Origin of the sequence: Pontibacter deserti, from assembly GCF_023630255.1 — a bacterium.
Classification (GTDB): domain Bacteria; phylum Bacteroidota; class Bacteroidia; order Cytophagales; family Hymenobacteraceae; genus Pontibacter; species Pontibacter deserti.
Window position 1 is genome coordinate 35,594 of sequence record NZ_JALPRS010000005.1, and the last position, 18,300, is coordinate 53,893.

Annotated in this window: 17 protein-coding genes; 13 read left to right on the plus strand and 4 right to left on the minus strand. The window is 43.7% G+C overall.

What is annotated here, in order from left to right:
• The first annotated feature begins 241 nt into the window (after nucleotides 1-241).
• The 11 genes from MJ612_RS17725 to MJ612_RS17775 all read left to right on the plus strand — a co-directional run bounded on the left by MJ612_RS17725 (nucleotide 242) and on the right by MJ612_RS17775 (nucleotide 9,474).
• Complete coding sequence (locus tag MJ612_RS17725) at nucleotides 242-469, plus strand: AtpZ/AtpI family protein (RefSeq protein WP_187033892.1); 228 nt, start codon at nucleotides 242-244, stop codon at nucleotides 467-469.
• Nucleotides 470-475: 6 nt separating this feature from the next.
• Nucleotides 476-865 (plus strand): hypothetical protein, encoded by a 390-nt coding sequence (locus MJ612_RS17730; RefSeq protein ID WP_187033893.1) that lies wholly within the window; start codon nucleotides 476-478, stop codon nucleotides 863-865.
• A 38-nt stretch (nucleotides 866-903) separates the two neighbouring features.
• Entirely contained in the window at nucleotides 904-1,935 is a 1,032-nt protein-coding gene (atpB, locus tag MJ612_RS17735) for a F0F1 ATP synthase subunit A (RefSeq protein WP_187033894.1), read from the plus strand.
• A 36-nt stretch (nucleotides 1,936-1,971) separates the two neighbouring features.
• Nucleotides 1,972-2,235: an ATP synthase F0 subunit C gene (atpE, locus tag MJ612_RS17740; RefSeq protein ID WP_187033895.1), complete on the plus strand. Its 264-nt coding sequence runs from the start codon at nucleotides 1,972-1,974 to the stop codon at nucleotides 2,233-2,235.
• Between the two features lie 134 nt (nucleotides 2,236-2,369).
• Entirely contained in the window at nucleotides 2,370-2,864 is a 495-nt protein-coding gene (locus tag MJ612_RS17745) for a F0F1 ATP synthase subunit B (RefSeq protein ID WP_187033896.1), read from the plus strand.
• Between the two features lie 53 nt (nucleotides 2,865-2,917).
• A complete protein-coding gene (gene atpH, locus MJ612_RS17750; protein WP_187033897.1) occupies nucleotides 2,918-3,475 on the plus strand; it encodes an ATP synthase F1 subunit delta in 558 nt (185 codons plus the stop codon).
• Nucleotides 3,476-3,477: 2 nt separating this feature from the next.
• Nucleotides 3,478-5,058: a F0F1 ATP synthase subunit alpha gene (atpA, locus tag MJ612_RS17755; RefSeq protein WP_187033898.1), complete on the plus strand. Its 1,581-nt coding sequence runs from the start codon at nucleotides 3,478-3,480 to the stop codon at nucleotides 5,056-5,058.
• Between the two features lie 75 nt (nucleotides 5,059-5,133).
• Entirely contained in the window at nucleotides 5,134-6,024 is an 891-nt protein-coding gene (atpG, locus tag MJ612_RS17760; RefSeq protein WP_187033899.1) for an ATP synthase F1 subunit gamma, read from the plus strand.
• A gap of 129 nt (nucleotides 6,025-6,153) precedes the next feature.
• Nucleotides 6,154-7,854 carry an alkaline phosphatase PafA gene (gene pafA, locus MJ612_RS17765; RefSeq protein WP_250419236.1) on the plus strand — a complete coding sequence of 567 codons (1,701 nt, stop codon included), beginning with the start codon at nucleotides 6,154-6,156 and terminating at the stop codon, nucleotides 7,852-7,854.
• Between the two features lie 40 nt (nucleotides 7,855-7,894).
• A complete protein-coding gene (locus MJ612_RS17770; protein ID WP_187033900.1) occupies nucleotides 7,895-8,461 on the plus strand; it encodes an inorganic diphosphatase in 567 nt (188 codons plus the stop codon).
• 110 nt (nucleotides 8,462-8,571) lie between these two features.
• Nucleotides 8,572-9,474 (plus strand): UbiA prenyltransferase family protein, encoded by a 903-nt coding sequence (locus MJ612_RS17775; protein ID WP_187033901.1) that lies wholly within the window; start codon nucleotides 8,572-8,574, stop codon nucleotides 9,472-9,474.
• Here MJ612_RS17775 and MJ612_RS17780 read toward each other — a convergent pair.
• A complete protein-coding gene (locus MJ612_RS17780; protein WP_187033902.1) occupies nucleotides 9,471-10,982 on the minus strand; it encodes an NAD(P)H-hydrate dehydratase in 1,512 nt (503 codons plus the stop codon). The two genes, MJ612_RS17775 and MJ612_RS17780, sit on opposite strands and share 4 nt — an antisense overlap.
• A gap of 171 nt (nucleotides 10,983-11,153) precedes the next feature.
• On the opposite strand from MJ612_RS17780, the gene MJ612_RS17785 reads away from it, so the two are divergent.
• Nucleotides 11,154-12,059 carry a DUF2167 domain-containing protein gene (locus MJ612_RS17785; protein WP_187033903.1) on the plus strand — a complete coding sequence of 302 codons (906 nt, stop codon included), beginning with the start codon at nucleotides 11,154-11,156 and terminating at the stop codon, nucleotides 12,057-12,059.
• A gap of 69 nt (nucleotides 12,060-12,128) precedes the next feature.
• Here the strand turns inward: MJ612_RS17785 and MJ612_RS17790 are convergent, their stop codons facing one another.
• The 3 genes from MJ612_RS17790 to MJ612_RS17800 all read right to left on the minus strand — a co-directional run bounded on the left by MJ612_RS17790 (nucleotide 12,129) and on the right by MJ612_RS17800 (nucleotide 16,751).
• Nucleotides 12,129-14,534: a DUF5686 and carboxypeptidase-like regulatory domain-containing protein gene (locus MJ612_RS17790; RefSeq protein WP_187033904.1), complete on the minus strand. Its 2,406-nt coding sequence runs from the start codon at nucleotides 14,532-14,534 to the stop codon at nucleotides 12,129-12,131.
• 75 nt (nucleotides 14,535-14,609) lie between these two features.
• Nucleotides 14,610-15,458 (minus strand): phosphatase PAP2 family protein, encoded by an 849-nt coding sequence (locus MJ612_RS17795; RefSeq protein ID WP_187033905.1) that lies wholly within the window; start codon nucleotides 15,456-15,458, stop codon nucleotides 14,610-14,612.
• An 81-nt stretch (nucleotides 15,459-15,539) separates the two neighbouring features.
• The gene (locus tag MJ612_RS17800; protein ID WP_187033906.1) at nucleotides 15,540-16,751 is read right to left on the minus strand and encodes an NADH-quinone oxidoreductase subunit D; all 1,212 of its coding nucleotides are present in this window, start codon (nucleotides 16,749-16,751) and stop codon (nucleotides 15,540-15,542) included.
• 197 nt (nucleotides 16,752-16,948) lie between these two features.
• On the opposite strand from MJ612_RS17800, the gene MJ612_RS17805 reads away from it, so the two are divergent.
• Nucleotides 16,949-18,229, plus strand: a complete 1,281-nt coding sequence (locus tag MJ612_RS17805; RefSeq protein WP_187033907.1) for a metallophosphoesterase — start codon at nucleotides 16,949-16,951, stop codon at nucleotides 18,227-18,229.
• Nucleotides 18,230-18,300 lie beyond the last annotated feature (71 nt).

Below are 18,300 nucleotides of genomic sequence, written 5' to 3' on the forward strand. Positions count from 1 at the left end.
GTACGTAACAAAGGCGCTTACGCACGCTTCTGAAACTGGTTTTAACAAAGCAGCTCCTACAAAAATACATTATTATATAATATAAGGAATAGCTGCCATGCCCCGGTTTATCAACTATCAGTAAAAGCTTTTGGTTTCAGGCCGGGCCTGTGAACTATAAATACAGGTAACTCAAATGCTTATTTATCAGTTACAGCAGTTTACATCAAAAAAAGCAGTAATTTTGCAGCAAATTATACCTATGGCAGCAACTCCTGAAGATGAAAAGAAAGACGGTGGCGTAAAGCCATACCTGAAATACTCGGGCCTGGCTTTCCAGATGATCGCGGTAATGGTGCTGGCTGCCTGGGGAGGAATGAAACTGGACGAATATTTTGCTACCCAGAACCCATGGTTTACGATTGGTTTACTGGTAGTGGCGGTAGTGGCTTCTATGGTTTTGGTTATACTTTCATTAAATAAAAAATAGAGACTTGTGAATTTTCTTAAAAAACTTGCGCTGTTTTCGTTGATAATTGGGTTGCTGATCGGGGCGCTGCAATTTTATACAAGTAACCAACTGGTGCACACGCATATATGGTGGTTGTTTGGGTTTATGGTGCTGGTTACTGCATTAACCTTTTATGTCTCCAAGTTAGGAGTTAGTTACGATACAGATAACTTTCAGCTATACTACTTTGGCTCAATGGGCTTCCGGATGATATTGAGCATTGCACTTATATTTATATATGTGTTCATGTTCTCGGAGAACGAGTTACAGTTCGTGCTCAACTTCTTTGTGTTATATTTTCTATTTACCGGGTTTGAAATTTACAGCTTATTGGCTAACTTCGCACCGCAATTGAAAAAGCAAAAGGAAGTATAAAATACCACTTTACAAACGTTGCTTCTAACTATCTCTTAATGAAGAAGTTATTTATTTTACTGTTTTCCTTCTTAACGATCACGGCTCAGGCGGCGTCTTCGGAAGGTGGGGAGTTCAAGCCCGGCGATATGATCACGCATCACATCGCAGACGATTACAGCTGGCACTTTGCTGATGGCGCTGTGTTGTATTTGCCGGTAATCCTGATCGATAATGGCAAGCCTGTAGTATTTTCTTCTAGTAATTTCTATAACGAGAACCATGAGCTTGTGCCTTACAATGGGTATAAAATGGAGCATGGTCATATCTACAAGGTAAACGCAGCAGGCGAGCCGATTGAAGGCTATAAAGGCCTTTATGATATTTCGATTACAAAGAACGTGGCTTCTATGTTTGTAAGTGTGGCGTTGTTGTTCTTTGTGTTCTTCTCTATTGCGGGTAGCTATAAAAAGAATGCAGGCAGAGCCCCAAGAGGCATGCAGTCGTTCTTCGAGCCGATCATCATCTTTATCCGTGATGAAATTGCAAAGGCGAACATTGGTCCTAAGTATGAGCGCTACATGCCATACCTGCTTACCATCTTCTTTTTTATCTGGTTTAACAACCTGTTGGGCTTAATGCCGGGTGGTGCTAACTTAACTGGTAACATTGCAGTTACATTGGTGCTTGCTACAATGACGCTTTTGATTACTGTGTTTAGCGGTAATAAGAGCTACTGGGGACACATCTTCGCGACTCCGGGTGTACCAAAGTGGTTAGCTCCTATCATGATTCCGGTAGAGTTGATCGGTATCTTTACGAAGCCATTCTCCCTGATGGTCCGACTTTTTGCTAACATCACAGCAGGTCACATTATTATTCTTTCCCTGTTCAGCTTGATCTTTATATTCCAGAGCATTGCAGTTGGTCCATTAAGTGTAGCGTTCGCTACCTTCATGAACTTCCTGGAGTTGTTCGTGGCGCTGTTACAGGCTTATATCTTTACCTTGCTTTCTGCCATGTATTTTGGTGGTGCCGTTGAAGAGCACGATCACGTGGACGACATGGGGCATGGCGATGGTCATCATTAATCTGAATTCTTTTTTTAACTATATATAACTACAATTATGTTATTAGCAATTTTGCTTCAAGCAGTAGCGACAACTGATTTCGGTCTAGCTATCATGGGTGCCGGTATCGGTGCTGGTCTGGTTGCCCTTGGCGCTGGTTTAGGTATCGGTAGAATCGGTGGCTCAGCTATGGAATCTATCGCGCGTCAGCCAGAAGCTGGTGGTAAAATCCAGACTGCTATGATTATTGCAGCTGCTCTTATCGAAGGTGTTGCACTTTTCGGTGTGGTAGTTTGTCTGCTAATCTCTTTCAAAGGCTAATTAAAGCTTTTGTTGATCTCACGTCCGGACGCATGGTCCGGACGATGAGGTCAAAAGTAGTTGCATAGTTAAAGAGCCGGTATTGCGAAGGCAAACAGGCAAATAAAAAACCTAATAGTCAACTTTCATAAACAATGGAATTAGTAACCCCCAATTTCGGTCTAATTTTCTGGCAGTTAGTAACGTTCTTAATCGTTCTTTTCCTGCTTACCAAATTCGCTTGGAAGCCAATCATGAACGCCCTGCGCGAGCGTGAAACTTCTATCGAAAACGCATTAAGCGCTGCTGAAAAAGCAAAGCTTGAAATGCAAGGCTTAAAAGCTGAGAACGAGAAACTATTGGCTGAAGCTCGTATGGAGCGTGATAAAATTTTGAAGGAAGCTTCAGATGCTGGTAACGCACTTGTTGAGAATGCAAGAAACAAAGCGAACGAAGAAGGTGCCCGTTTGATCGCTCAGGCTCGTGAGGCTATAGAGAACGAAAAACGTGCTGCTCTTACGGAAGTGAAGAATATGGCAGCTGCTTTATCGGTTGACATTGCAGAACGCATTCTGAGAAGAGAGCTTAACGACCCACAGGCGCAGCAAGCCCTGGCGCAGGATTACATCCGCGAAGTAACGCTTAACTAAAAATAAAACTGATGGCGCTGTAAAAGCAGCAGCCATACTTTATAAAAAGCAATATGTCAGAAATTAGAGTTGCTTCCAGATATGCGAAGTCGCTGATTGAGCTGGCTGCGGAGAAAGGCGTGCTGGAACAGGTTCATGAAGATATGAAGCTGTTTACAAATGTTGTTACCCGTAACAGAGATCTGCAGTTACTGCTACGCAACCCAATTGTGAAGTCAGATAAAAAGCTGGCGGTTATCAATGGTGTATTTAAAGGTAAAGTACAGGAGATGACACTGGCCTTCTTTAACATCGTTGCTCGCAAAAACCGTGAGTCGTTGCTGGAGTTTATAGCAACAGAATTTGATAAGCAATACAATGTAATGAAAGGAATACAGCGTGCAAGTGTCATATCAGCTACGCCGCTTTCTCCTGCATTGCGACAGCAACTTGGCGAAAGACTTGCCAACGAAACTGGTAAAACCATTCAGTTAGAAGAAATGATCGATCCAAACCTTATTGGCGGCTTTGTGCTGAAAGTAGGCGATAAGCAGATCGACAGCTCTGTGAAGTATAGCCTTCGCAAGCTCAAAAATAATTTTAAAGACAATTCCTATATTAATAAACTATAATCATGGCAGAAGTAAGACCTGACGAAGTATCAGCCATACTAAGAGAGCAGCTATCAAACTTCCGTTCTGAGGCAGAACTGGAAGAGGTAGGTACAGTACTGCAAGTGGGTGACGGTGTCGCTCGTATCTATGGCCTTTCCAGAGCACAGTCTGGTGAGCTTTTAGAGTTTGAGAACGGACTACAGGCGCTTGTTCTGAACCTGGAAGAAGACAATGTAGGTGCCGTAATGCTTGGCGACTACAGCGAAATCAAAGAAGGCGCTACAGTAAGAAGAACAAACCGCATTGCCTCTGTTAAAGTTGGTGATGGTATTATTGGCCGTGTGGTTAACACACTTGGTCAGCCTATAGATGGTCGTGGACCAATTGCTGGTGAATTATACGAGATGCCACTGGAGCGTAAAGCACCAGGTGTTATTTTCCGTCAGCCGGTAAACGAACCAATGCAGACTGGTATCAAAGCGATCGACTCAATGATTCCGATCGGCCGTGGACAGCGTGAGCTTATCATCGGTGACCGCCAGACTGGTAAATCAGCTGTTGCAATCGATACAATCCTTAACCAGCGTGAGTTCTTTGAAAAAGGACAGCCTGTATTCTGTATCTATGTTGCAGTTGGTCAGAAAGCATCTACTGTAGCTCAGGTTGTTAAAGCTCTGACTGAAGGTGGTGCAATGGATTATACAGTAGTTGTTGCGGCTTCTGCTTCTGATCCTGCTCCAATGCAGTTCTTTGCACCATTTACAGGTGCAGCTATCGGTGAGTTCTTCCGTGATACAGGACGTCCTGCACTGGTTGTTTATGATGACCTTTCTAAGCAGGCGGTAGCATACCGTGAAGTGTCTCTTCTACTAAGAAGACCACCAGGGCGTGAAGCTTATCCAGGTGACGTATTCTACCTGCACTCTCGCTTATTAGAGCGTGCTGCAAAAGTTAACGCATCTGATGAGATTGCTCGTAACATGAACGACTTACCAGAGTCTATCCGTCATTTAGTGAAAGGTGGTGGTTCTTTAACTGCACTTCCGATCATTGAGACACAGGCTGGTGACGTTTCTGCTTATATCCCGACAAACGTAATTTCTATTACAGACGGTCAGATCTTCCTTGAGACGAACTTGTTCAACTCAGGTATTCGTCCGGCGATCAACGTAGGTATCTCGGTATCTCGTGTGGGTGGTAACGCTCAGATCAAAGCGATGAAGAAAGTGTCTGGTACTCTGAAGCTTGATCAGGCGCAGTTCCGTGAACTGGAAGCGTTTGCTAAATTTGGTTCTGACCTGGATGCTGCTACTAAGCTTACAATTGAGCGTGGTCGTCGTAACCTGGAAATCCTGAAGCAGCCACAGTTCTCTCCGGTACCAGTTGCTGAGCAGGTAGCAATTATCTACTGCGCTACAAACGGTCTGTTGGATGATGTGCCTGTAACAGAAGTAAGAACTTTCGAGAAAGACTTCCAGCGTACAATGCGTGCGCAGCACCAGGATACTCTTAATGCTTTGTTAGCCGGTAAACTGGATGACGAGACAACAGGAGTTATCCGTCAGGTAGCAAGAGAGCTTTCAGCTAAATACAAGAAGTAATATTTAAGTTATGCGTTAGGGGTTAAGAAGTATAAAGCTTCTTAGCCTTTAACTTTTGCTCATAACAAAAACTATATGGCAAGTTTAAAAGAGGTTAGAAGCCGCATTACATCGGTATCGTCGACACAGCAGATTACAAAAGCCATGAAAATGGTGGCAGCTGCTAAGCTAAGACGTGCACAGGACAATATCCTGCGCATGCGCCCTTATGCGCAACGCTTAAGCGGTATTTTAGCTAACCTGTCTACGCTTACTGAAGGGTCTATAGAAAATAAGTATTCTGTAAAACGAGAAGTAAACAGAGTTCTTATTATAGCAGTTACTTCTGACCGTGGTCTGGCTGGTGCTTTTAACTCCAACATTATAAAGGCAGTTACAACATTAGCTGCTACAAAGTATAGCAGCCAATTAGAAGCCGGTAATGTTACCTTTTTAACATTAGGTAAAAAAGGCTTTGAAGCTTTGAGTAAGCGTGGTTTTAACGTTATAGGTGAGTACAATACAATCTTCACTAACCTTTCTTTCGATACGGTTCGTGCAGCTGCAGAGCGCGCGATGAATGGTTTCGTGTCAGGTGAGTTTGATCAGGTAGAGCTTATCTATAATGAGTTTAAGAACGTAGCTACACAAATTGTACGTACTGAGCAGTTCCTTCCGATAGAAGAGCAGCAGATTGACGACAGCAGAGCAGCTACCCTTGTACCGGATTATACTTTTGAGCCATCTAAAGAAGAAATTATTCAGGAGCTGATACCTAAGTCATTGAAGATTCAGGTATACAAAGCCGTGTTAGAATCTAATGCATCAGAGCATGGTGCCCGAATGACTGCCATGGATAAGGCGACTGAAAATGCCGGTGAACTGCTGAAGGAGCTGAAGCTTACTTATAACAGGACACGACAGGCCGCTATCACGAAAGAGATTCTCGAGATCGTGGGTGGTGCCGAGGCCCTTGCTTCAAAATAAAGAAGAAAGAAATACCTATAAAGCAGCGCCCATCTCTAAGGTGGGCGTTGTTGTTTTATACCTGTACCATCTGCTGTTAATTAATTGTTAAAGATTAAGCTTTAGCAATTAAAGTATGCCATAACTAACGTGTTTACTCTAATTTTGGGTCAGACGCTAAAAGGAGAGATGAAAATAATAGCCACTAAAATACTTCTTGTATGGATGCTCCTGCTTACAGCATGTGCAGCAAATACTGGAAAAACAGTTAGTCAGAAAGAAGTTACAGCTACACTTAACCGTCCAAAACTGGTAGTAGGTATAGTAGTGGACCAGATGCGTTATGATTTCTTATACCGCTACTGGGACAAGTATGGGGAGGATGGTTTTAAAAAACTGGTAAGGCAGGGGTTCAATTTTAAGAACACCAACTATAATTACGTACCAACTTACACAGCACCGGGGCATGCAAGTATCTATACAGGCAGTATACCAGCGGTAAATGGCATCATAGCAAATAGCTGGTATAACCGGGAAACCGGAAAAACGATGTATTGTGTAGAAGATAAGACGGTAAAAACAGTGGGAAGTACATCAAAAGCCGGTGAGATGTCTCCTAAAAATTTACTTTCTACAACTATAACAGATCAACTGCAGTTAGCCACAAACAAAAGAGCTAAAGTAATTAGTGTTGCTTTAAAAGACAGAGGTGCTGTAATACCAGGAGGCTATATGGCAGACGGTGCTTATTGGTTTGATTCGCAGACAGGGAATTTTATAACAAGTACGTTTTACCAAAGTGCGTTGCCAGATTGGGTAAATGAATTTAACCAACAAAAACTGGCTGAAAAGTACCTGAACCAGACTTGGAATACGCTGTTCCCAATAGAGCAATATACCAATAGTACTGCTGACAACATGCCTTACGAAGAAGGATTATATGGAAAAAAAGAACCTGTATTTCCTTATGATCTGGCCGAAATCAGAGGAAAAGATTTCGAACTTTTACGTACAACTCCCTTTGGTAACACGTTAACTAAAGACTTTGCTGTTAAAGCTTTGCACGCAGAGCAATTAGGTAAAGGAGATGCTACAGATTTTTTATCGGTTAGTTTTTCATCTACAGACTACATAGGACATGACTTTGGGCCTAATTCTGTTGAAGTTGAAGACACTTACCTGCGCCTGGACAGAGAAATAGCTGCTTTGCTACAAGAGCTGGAGAAAACAGTTGGAAAAGAAAACCTGTTAGTATTCCTGACAGCGGACCACGGGATAGCAAATGTTACCGCGTACATGGTCTCAGAGAGAGCAACTGCCGGTGCTATAAACTATAATGTGATAGGCGACTCTTTAAAGGCATACATGGGGCGTACCTATGGAGAAGGTAAATGGATGGAAAAGTATACTAATCAGCAAGTATACCTTAACCGTAAACTAATAGCTGAAAAGAAGCTGAAGCTAACAGATGTGCAGCAGGATGTAGCCAATTATATAACTACGCTGGAAGGTGTAGCCAGAACGATAACTGCTGAAACCTTACAGAATACCAGTTGGAGCCATGGCCAGATGCGGCAGGTAGAGAATGGGTATAATGCGCGTCGCTCCGGAGACGTTATGGTACAACTGGAACCAAACTGGCAAAAGCATGGGCCGAAAGGAACAGCACACGGCTCTTACTCTACCCACGATACGCACGTGCCTCTTTTGTGGTATGGCTGGAAAGTTAAACCAGGAGAAAGCGCTGCTGCAGTAGAAATAACAGACATAGCACCAACGCTGGCTACATGGCTACATATACAGGAGCCAAGTGGAAGTACAGGAAAAGCATTACAGGAATACATGAAATAATAAAGCACTGAAAGTAAGTGCTAAAGTATAATTAAGAGTTATGAATAATTTAGACAAAAACAATCCATGGCATAGCGTGAGCTACGGTGAGGAAGCTCCAAGTGTAGTAACTGCCATCATTGAAATACCAAAAGGATCGAAGGCGAAGTATGAGTTGGACAAAGAAAGCGGAATGCTGAAGCTGGACCGTGTACTTTTCTCTTCAATTCACTATCCTGCTAACTATGGCTTTATACCTAAAACCTATTGCGACGATAAAGACCCGTTAGATATCCTGGTGATCTGTTCTGTAGATGTGCAGCCAATGTGCCTTATCGATGCGAAAGTGATCGGTGTAATGCAGATGATCGATAACAACGAAGAAGATGATAAGATCATAGCTGTTGCAAACAATGATATGTCTGTACGCCACATCAACGATATTTCTGAGTTACCGCCACATACATTACTTGAAGTTCGTCGTTTCTTTGAAGATTATAAGAAGCTGGAGCATAAAGAAGTAATAGTAGAGCAGTTTTTAGGTCGTGAACATGCATACCAGATCATACAGGACAGCATTAACTTGTATAATGCAACCTTTACTGAAGAAAAGCAGAACGTACTATAAGAATTTACTTTCCTGTTTAGCCTGGCGTGGGGTTTCCTGTGTCAGGCTTTTTTGTTTTAAGCCGTACCTGATTTGATAAAAGAGTAATAGTTTCGAACTTGCAGTAACAGATGAAGGAACAAAGTATAGATCAGGAGATAAACTATAAAAATAAGAAAGCTTATAGTTTGCTGCTAAAAGTGCTGACAGGCATACTTTATAGCAGCATCTTTATTTCGTTCTGTGCCTTCGCTCTTACTATCGAAACCTATAAACTCGCCAGGCTGCCTGTATCTATACCCATGGCAGTCTTCGTTTTTCTGGCAACATTGTTTACTTATAACCTGAGCAGTGTACAAAGTATACTGCGGAGAAAGAAACCTGCCTTACAGCCGGACACTACTTGGTGGCAACGGCATAAAAAGAAGCTGGCTATAGTAGGCCTGGTAAGTATAGCTTTAGCAGTAGCTGTATACTTTTACTTTGATCTCCGTTTAAATATATGGTTCGTGCTGCATCTGGCAATTATTTCAATAGGGTATACCATCCCGATCATGTACCGCAAGAAAAGTGTGCAGCCTTTGCGTCGTGTGCCTTTGCTAAAGGTATTCCTGATAGCATATGTGTGGGCAGTTGTAACAGCTTTGTTTCCGTTGATAGATGCCGATATTTACGTGCTGGACTTGGGCGCTTTGCAGTTATTCCTCCGGCGTTTCCTGTTTATACTTGCCCTTGCGCTGCTTTTTGATATCCGTGATTATACCTACGACCGCCATACCAATACATTAACGGTGCCGGGGCTTATTGGGGTAAGATACACAAAGCTGCTCTCGCTGGGGCTGTTGCTGTTATATGCTGTAGTGGTAAGTATAACCGAAGGGGGAGGTATAGAAACTGCGTTGCTACTAGCTACAGCTGCAGCGGCTCTGGTCGTAATCTTTTCTTCAGAATTAAAACCGAGGATATATTTTTTACTACTGGCTGATGGAGCGATGCTGTTACATGCAGCATTGGTATACTTTGCCAGAACTTAAGAAGTAGCAAGCATCATAAAAGCCTGTGGCAGATGATCAACCAGGTCTGAAGCTACCATTCCGATAGCACCTACTTTCTGTAATGCAAGATCTCCGGCAAGGCCGTGCACAAAAACACCAAGTATACAAGCCTCTTCCAAAGCATAACCCTGCGCTACCAAAGCCGAGATCACACCTGTTAATACATCGCCGGTGCCACCGGTGGCCATGCCTGCATTACCTGTGGTATTAAAGTATACCTTACCTTCCGGGGTGCCTATGGCGGTGTTAGCTCCTTTTAAAGCAATATAGCAACTATATTCCCGGCAAAATTCGCGCATATCTTCCAGGCGATCATAATGATTTTTGGACTTGCCAACCAGCCGCTCAAATTCTTTAGGATGAGGTGTAAAAATTACCTTGTTTTTTGGTAACTGAGCTTTTAACCTGTCGCTGCTGGCAATAATGTTAATGGCATCGGCATCAATAACCATCGGATGAGTTGACGTAGCCAGTAACTGCCCGATTGCTGTTTTAGTTACTTTCTCCTTGCCCATTCCCGGCCCCATTCCTATTGCTGTATATTTCTCTGTGTCTTCAGGCAACTCAGAAATAAACAGTTTATGCTTATCTGTTAAGGTCATGGCTTCGGGTACGGCCGTCTGAAGTATAGAGTAGCCAGAAGTTGGTACATGCATAGTAAGTAAGCCTACACCGCTCCGCAGGCAAGCCCGCGCTGCCAGTACCGCTGCCCCCATTTTTCCATAGCCACCACACATTAAAAGTGCATGCCCATACGAACCTTTATGCGAGAATTTTGCCCGGGGTTTAAGCAGTTGCTTTACATCGTCTGAAGTGATACAGTAATAGTTGGCAGATGCTTCTGCAATAAAGGCTGGGCTCAGTCCAATAGGTACCGTATGCCACTCCCCAACATAAGGCTCATGCTGCGGCAGGAAAAAGGCGAGCTTAGGCAGCTCAAAACTTATCGTATAGTTTGCCCGCATTATGGCTCCTTCTTCTGGTGTCTGGCTATCAGTATAAAGCCCTGAAGGTATGTCGATGGCTGTGATGCATGCACCGCTGTTGTTCAGGTGTTGTATAACTTCTGCAAATAAACCGCTGACAGGCCGGTTAAGGCCTGTGCCGAAGAGCGCGTCTATCACACAATGCTTAGTATGAAGTGCCGGCAGATCGGCTGAGGAATGTATGTAATGTGGTGCTACTGCCTCGGGAAGGCGCTGCAGGTTTACTTTATGATCAGGAGACGCATTGGCAGAATCTCCAACTATAAATACTTTTACATGATGTTGCCGCTGAGAAAGCAACCGGGCCACTGCCAAACCATCGCCACCGTTGTTGCCGGGCCCGCAGAAAATGTACACGTATTGCTGTGGCATGAACTTGTTCTCGAACCAACATACAAAAGCCTTGGCTGCCCGTTCCATCAGCTCCAGCGAATCTATTTCTTCATACTGTAAGGTTGCGGCATCGGCGTCATGTGTCTGGGCTGCGGAAAGAATTTTCATGTGGAACAGCAGGTTAAATTTTTCTTTAAAACATTAGATGTATTAAATATTGAAACTGTTTTATTTACTTTATAAAATATTAGATGTTGCTATAGCTAAAGAAATTATACCTTTTAAATCTTTATACTTCTGCATTATCAATTTAACTGAAAACAACTTAATCCAATACTTATGAAACAATTTTACATTTTATTATTCTCTCTATTCTTAGGGTATTCCTCCTTTGCGCAGTCAGATTCTACAAGTCTGGAAATTGAAAAAATAGAGAAATCACTTAAGTACCAATACGGTGAAATTTCTTTAGGGGAAGGTATGGCAAAACTTAATGTACCTAAAGGATTTAAATACCTTGATGCAGAACAGGCCGAGTACGTGCTGACAGAACTATGGGGTAATCCGGCATCAGGTACATCTTTAGGAATGTTAGTACCGGAAGGACAAGGTGTTTTGGATGATGACTCCTGGGTATTTGATATCGAATACGAAGCGATGGGATATGTAAAAGATACCGATGCATCTGAAATAGACTATAACGAGCTATTAACTACCATGAAAGAAGACATGGTGGAAGAAAGCAAAGAAAGAGTTGCCAACGGATATGATGGGATAGAGCTAATAGGCTGGGCATCGAAGCCATACTATGACAATGAGAAGAAGACGCTACACTGGGCTAAAGAACTAAAGTTTGGTAATGCAGAGACCAATACATTAAACTATAATGTGCGTGTGCTTGGCCGTAAAGGAGTTTTAATGCTTAATGCTATTGCTGCTATGGGTAGTTTGCCTGAAGTAAAGCAGAATATTCCTTTAGTTGTTAACAGTGTGACATTTGAGCAAGGCCATAGTTATTTTGACTTTGATCCGGAGGTAGACGAAGTGGCCGCCTGGACTATAGGAAGTTTAGTTGCAGGAAAGATTCTTACTAAGCTTGGCTTCTTTGCACTTATACTTAAATTCTGGAAAGTAATTGCGTTTGCACTTGTAAGTGGTGGCGGTGCTTTATATAAATGGGTGAAAGGTAGAAAACGAGAAGAGGAATCTGTTATAATAGAAGAGCAGGAAAAAGTACTGAACTAACAACTGGGTTAGTACTTTTATAAACCCCGCAACTACTCAGTTCTACCTGAGTGGTTGTGGGGTTTATCATTAAAATGCTATAGTAGCTGTAAGCTTAAACTTCAGATTATCGTTTCGTTTTGGTAATTCGTAAGCCCCATAGCGGTAAAAAACACCTACACCAACTCCTGAGAAAGCAGAACTGATAATGTTGTTGAGCATGAGGCCGGACTCAAAAAAGCCTTTGTTCATGGTTTTGACCTGCGGAAGTATAAAATCCGATAATGGCTTTTCCAGGTTTCCGTAGCCAATGTTGGTAACCAGCACCACATCAGGTTTAAAGTATTTAGTGCGGAGCAGGCGCTTACCTAAATCCTGCTGAAGAAAAAGCGCCGTGTACTTATCTGAAAAGAATTCATACGGTGGCATGGTTTCAAAGCCTTCGCCGGCATATACTTCATAGTTATCAGAATAGCTGCCATAACCATTGTACAGACTCACAAAAGGTACATCGCCATTTACTAATCCGCTGGCAAGTGTAATGCTTGTTTTGCCAAACGTACGGTGCAGCAGGCTTGCTTCCACGCGCAGATCATACTTGTTGTAACTATAGTTACCGTCAAGTAGGCCATCAATGCCTCGCGTATATTGCAGCCATAGCACCGGGTACCTGCCTGGTGTAGCCATTGTCTGGTTAAAAAGCTGCATCAGTTGCTCGCCATAAGCAAAGCGTATACCTGCAGCGGCTTCGGTTATAGTATAAACTGGCTGAGGCTGATCCTCTGAAGTAAATAAAGTTGGCCTGCGTTCTTCCTGTTGTAGTTGGGTGTTTAATTGCAGAAAACGGCCAAGCCTGCCGGTCAGGTTCAAATGCTGATGTGTGGTGTAATCCAGTAAGGGCAGCAAAGGTTGGCGCAGCTCAGCTACCAAACTCTTCTCCCGGAAAGGCAAACGCCGGCCTCCGGGTTCTGTAACATCTTCCCAGAAAGCGGCTTGCAGTTGCAGGTTACTAGACTTATGTAGCGTAAGTATAGCATCAGCTCCATACTTATACTTCTCATCTTTAAAGCCATACCCCCAGTAACCACCCACACTAAACCAGTCCAGTATCTGATCATTTGTATGTGCGCCGATGCCTAAGCGTAACCCCTCGAAGGTACTGATGTGCAGCAGCCGGTTAAGATCTAAACTAATTGGCCCGATAGGTAATTTTTTAGTGATCAGGTACTCCATAAACCGGATGGTGCGGTCAAGTTTCTGCTCTCTGCCAACGCTGTCCATTACCGTGTAAGTGCGCTGCTCAAACGCATCCAAGGTATCGGGGCGGTGCTGCTGCCAGATGTATTCAGGTTGTTTATTGGCCAGTGGCGTCTGCTGCAGGGTTATAGCTCCGAAATCACTTTTCTCCAGGTCCGGGCTCAGATTTATGTTGGAAATATAAGTGCGGATGCGGCCATAGGGCTGATGACCTTTCATCTCGATCTGGGGTATCGTTATTTCTACATCCAGCTCAGTCGGGAACCAATGATCCTGCACTTTACTGAATTGTTGCTGCAGCTTTATACCCCGCTTATCGTCACTGGCTGATTCGGCTATTATATTTTGTACTGCCCAGCCATCGCTGTTAATGTATAGCAGCCCCTTTAGGCTATTGAAATTTTTGCCGCGCAATGGAGCAAACGAAATAATAAAGACGGAATCTGCACCAGCAACTACGGTCTCCTGAAGTATAAAATCATACTTACGGATGCTGCCGGGGCTTAAGGGGCTAAGGTAGTTTTTCCCGAAGAAAATGGGCATATCGGCATAAACAGAAAAGTCGCGGGCTTCGGCGGCTACCAGGCCAAAGCTTGGCTGTTGCAACCCCGATACACGCGTGGCAATAATGGTTTCTTTGGTACGGTTAGGCTTCAGGTGGGCAAAATCAGTGACACTTTCCATCAGGAACAGGTGCTGTTTTTCCAGTAGCTTCCGCATTTTAAGGAAAGCAGAATCTTTAGGAGCTGTTAATTGTGCCGTATCGCTCAGATCGAGGTTGCGCGGATCGGTGGCGGTAAGTATAAATTTATTGTAGGTGCGGTATATATATGCTTGGATATTTTCGGGGCGATTGCGTTCCCGGTTTGCAGTTGCCAGTTCTATAATACGGTGTGCCGGATTTGCTCCTGCCCGAACTATAACTTCCTGTAAGCGGGCTGCAGATGGTTGCAGGTACACATTTACCAAACCTGTAGAGTCTGGCTGAATGAGCTGCGGAGTGTAGCCTACATAACTGAAGCGCAGACTGGTGATTGGTTTAGTATGGCTCAGTCGGAATTGTCCTTCCAGGTTTGTGGTGGTACCGGTCTCTCCTTCGTTGGCGGCTATACTTACAAAAGGTAGTTTCTCTTTTGTTTCGGCATCGCGCACAGTGCCATATACTTTATATACCTGTGCCCTGACAGGAGCCGCAGCAAAGCAAAGTATAAACAGCAGAATCAGGCGTAGTTGTGGCATGCAGTAAAGATAAGGCAAAAGGCGCTTCTCCTGCTACGGAAAAAGCGCCTTTAAACGTTTAAGCAAACTATAAACCTAGAATGTAAGCGACATGCCCATACCTGGCTTACCGTTTGGCAGCACAGTTGGAGAAATAACAGGGGTATTGTAGCCTTTATCTTTAAATATCTTATCGTGGAGCCAGTAAACGGTGTTTACAGAAAGTATACCTACCCCGGCACCAGCCAATACATCGGCCATCCAGTGCTCGTTATTAAGCACGCGCATTACACCTGTAGCACTTGCAATAGTATAACTTCCCACACTTATCCACGGGCTCTTGTGGCGGAATTCCTTATCCACGATAGTGGCAATGGTAAATGCATAGGCTGTGTGTCCCGATGGGAAAGCTGTCGGGTCTCCGTTTGGCCGGTCAATATCTGTCAATTTTTTGGTTGGCCAGACTATAGCCGAGGTAAGTGCTCCTGCAGCTATCAGTAAGCCTGTCTGGCGGCGAATGTCGTGGCGGTTCTGAGACGAGAATGCGTTAAAGCCATACATGTACGCTATCGGCAGGAAGAACAGGTAATCGTCTACTTTGGTACTGAAGTTAGGTGTATACTCATGCCTGGCATCACGGGCATCATGGCTACTGAAAAAGCCATTATCCTGTATCGTATAAATACCTGCGCCAATTAAAGCAGCAGCTGGCAACACAGCGCGTGTAAGGTAGCGTTTGTTACTGCCTTCGCGAACCTGGGCTTCTGTAAACGGTTTCTTCTGACCCGGCAGTACCGTATCGGCAGGTAAGGTAGATAATGAGTCTGCGGATATAGTTTTAACCGGACCAGCAGGTATGGGAGCCTGTTTTACCTGGGCTGCAACCGGAGTAGCCAGCAAGGAAACCCAGAGCAGGTGTATCGAGAGAAGTTTGTGCAATTTCACAGCTAGTATAATTAATGTTAAACTGGTTTATTCTAACCCCTTACGAGAAAGAAATACGCCACTGTTGCATTAAAACTTTTCTTATCTGTCCAGCTCGCCTAGTACAATATCTACTGAACCCATAATTGCAATAAGGTCAGCAACCATACAGCCACGCGAGATTTCAGAAAGTACAGACAGGTTTGAGAAGCACGGAGAGCGGCCGTGGCAACGGAAAGGTACGTCGCTTTTGTCGGTAGTCCGGAAAAAATATCCCAGTTCGCCGCGAGGAGTTTCGCCACGGAAGTATAGCTCCTGTGTGCCGGTCATGCGCAGCTTTTTAGGGCAGGCAGCCTGTGGGTCAAAATCGGGGGTGCGTTTATAGTCGCCGGTCAGGCGGTCGAGGCACTGAAGTATAATTTTGGCTGATTCGCGGCATTCTAAAGCACGAACATAGTTGCGGTCCCAGCAATCGCCGGTGGTGCCTACGGTGCCTTTGCCTATCGGAATATCAAATTCCAGTTCCGGATAAACGCTATAGCCATCTATGCGGCGCAGGTCGTACTTTAAGCCGGAACTACGCAGCATTGGGCCGGAGCAGCCATAGTTTATAGCTACATCTAAAGGCAGTATACCTACGTTGGCAGTGCGGTCTATAAAGATTTTGTTCTCTAAAAGTATAGTATCCAGCTCATCGAGTTTTGGCAGCAGGTAATTGATGAACTCGCGGCAGCGCTCCTCAAAACCGATTGGTAGGTCGTAATACAAACCACCTACCCAAATGTAATTGTACAGCATGCGTGCGCCCGAAACCCACTCCAGCAAACGCTGAATGTGCTCGCGGTCGCGGAGCAGCCACAGGAACGGTGTAAATGCCCCGATATCGATAGCGTAAGTACCGATAGCTACAAAGTGCGACGCAATGCGGTTAAGCTCCGTTACCAGCACGCGTATGTATTCTACCCTTTTAGGGATCTGGTCGGTAATACCCATCAGTTTCTCTACACCCATACACCAGACGTGCTCCGAGTTCATGGCAGCCAGATAATCCATGCGGTCTACGTAGGGGATGGTCTGGTTATAGGCCATGTGTTCGGCGTGCTTCTCGAAGCAGCGGTGCAGGTAGCCCACGTGCGGCGACACTTCCTGTATCACTTCGCCATCTGTAATTACCTCCAGGCGCAAAACGCCGTGCGTGCTCGGGTGCTGCGGCCCCATGTTCACAATCATCTCGCCCGCCTTCAGGCCATCCAAACTAAACTTGTTCGGCTCCGACTGCAGCAGGTATTCTTTATAGATGGTTGACTGGCTCAAGTGCGAAATAATTAATGATTGCCAAAGTTCGGAAAAATGGAGGAATTATGCAGGGGTTTGTTGCAATAGGGTTGTATCTAAAATATATAGTATTCAGCTTATATAATATTGAATGAATATTGTACATTAGTAAAGTATTGGTACCTGTTTACCCCACCTCTAGATAATGCTTAGCAGATTGACAACTCTCATAAATCATGAAAATATATAAGAAGGTTATTAAAGTAGTTTTTAGGTGGAGCATTATTACGCTTTGCGGCTATTGGGTATTAACTACTTTGATATTTGGACATGCTTATGTTGACGAAACAGATCATGAGTATCCTATTTACTGGTCAGGGATCGATGCTTTCATCAATGATGAAGAAATTGAATTTGCCCTGAATAAACCTGTTGAAGTAAAATTAGATGGTATAGATGGACCTTATATTTATACTTCTGAATCATTTACTGTCAGTGCCAACAATAAGCTAATAAAGAAGGCATTTGACATGCGTCAGCCAGTAGAAGTAAATGTTAATAACGAAGACCGCGATGCCTTTCACTTTTCTTTAAGAGGTACTTACCATACAGAAGCGGATAACTATAAGATGCCAGATAAGCTTATAGCCATTTCAGATATAGAAGGTAATTTTAATGCCTTCTATAGTTTCCTTGTTAAGAATGGAGTTATGGACGAAAAGTATAATTGGACATTTGGGAAAGGTCATTTAGTGCTTAATGGTGATTTTGTAGATCGGGGAAGTGAGGTAACGCAGGTACTTTGGCTGATTTATATGCTGGAAGAGAAGGCCGAGAAAGCGGGTGGAAAAGTGCACTACATTATTGGCAACCATGAAGTAATGAATCTGTATGGCGATAACTCTGATACAGATACTAAATACGTTGCTGCTGCCAAGCAAATGAGTGGTAAGCAAAACTGGGAAGAGGCAGGGAAATACTTATTCTCGGCAGAGTCGGAGTTAGGTAGATGGTTGCGAAGTAAAAATGTAGTTGAAAAGATCGGCGATTATATTTTTGTGCATGCGGGTATTAAATCAAAGCTTATAGAAGAGAACCTGACCATCCAGGAAATAAACACGATAGCCAGGAAGTATTATGGGATTCGGACTAAAGAACTGAAATTGGATGAAAAAGAAAGGCTAGTATTGAATTCGTTCGACAGCCCCTACTGGGACAGAAGCTACGCCATGAACATACTTATTGCAGGAGTTTTTGCCTTTCACGATCCTTTTAATGCTTCTTACCACTCAACAACACAAGATGAAGCTGAACAGATCTTAAAATTCTATGATGCCTCTAAAATGGTTGTAGGTCATAATGTTGTAAGCGACATTACCGCAGATTACGAGGGTAAAGTCATCAAAATTGATGTAAAACATGGTCGTGATAAATACAGTGGCAGAACCAAGGGGTTATTCATTGAAAATGGTATTGAATACAAAGTAGACGATTTAGGTAAAAGGACTAAATTATAAATAAGCCGGTTATAGCCTCGCTAGTGCGTGCTCGTACTTTATCTACTTCAGAACAAATAGCAGCGCACGAA

Coding starts and splice junctions, on each gene's coding strand:
- MJ612_RS17725 (WP_187033892.1), top strand. CDS start 242: ATGGCAGCAACTCCTGAAGATGAAAAGAAAGACGGTGGCGTAAAGCCA.
- atpB (WP_187033894.1), top strand. CDS start 904: ATGAAGAAGTTATTTATTTTACTGTTTTCCTTCTTAACGATCACGGCT.
- atpE (WP_187033895.1), top strand. CDS start 1,972: ATGTTATTAGCAATTTTGCTTCAAGCAGTAGCGACAACTGATTTCGGT.
- MJ612_RS17745 (WP_187033896.1), top strand. CDS start 2,370: ATGGAATTAGTAACCCCCAATTTCGGTCTAATTTTCTGGCAGTTAGTA.
- atpH (WP_187033897.1), top strand. CDS start 2,918: ATGTCAGAAATTAGAGTTGCTTCCAGATATGCGAAGTCGCTGATTGAG.
- atpA (WP_187033898.1), top strand. CDS start 3,478: ATGGCAGAAGTAAGACCTGACGAAGTATCAGCCATACTAAGAGAGCAG.
- atpG (WP_187033899.1), top strand. CDS start 5,134: ATGGCAAGTTTAAAAGAGGTTAGAAGCCGCATTACATCGGTATCGTCG.
- MJ612_RS17770 (WP_187033900.1), top strand. CDS start 7,895: ATGAATAATTTAGACAAAAACAATCCATGGCATAGCGTGAGCTACGGT.
- MJ612_RS17775 (WP_187033901.1), top strand. CDS start 8,572: ATGAAGGAACAAAGTATAGATCAGGAGATAAACTATAAAAATAAGAAA.
- MJ612_RS17780 (WP_187033902.1), bottom strand. CDS start 10,982: ATGAAAATTCTTTCCGCAGCCCAGACACATGACGCCGATGCCGCAACC.
- MJ612_RS17785 (WP_187033903.1), top strand. CDS start 11,154: ATGAAACAATTTTACATTTTATTATTCTCTCTATTCTTAGGGTATTCC.
- MJ612_RS17790 (WP_187033904.1), bottom strand. CDS start 14,534: ATGCCACAACTACGCCTGATTCTGCTGTTTATACTTTGCTTTGCTGCG.
- MJ612_RS17805 (WP_187033907.1), top strand. CDS start 16,949: ATGAAAATATATAAGAAGGTTATTAAAGTAGTTTTTAGGTGGAGCATT.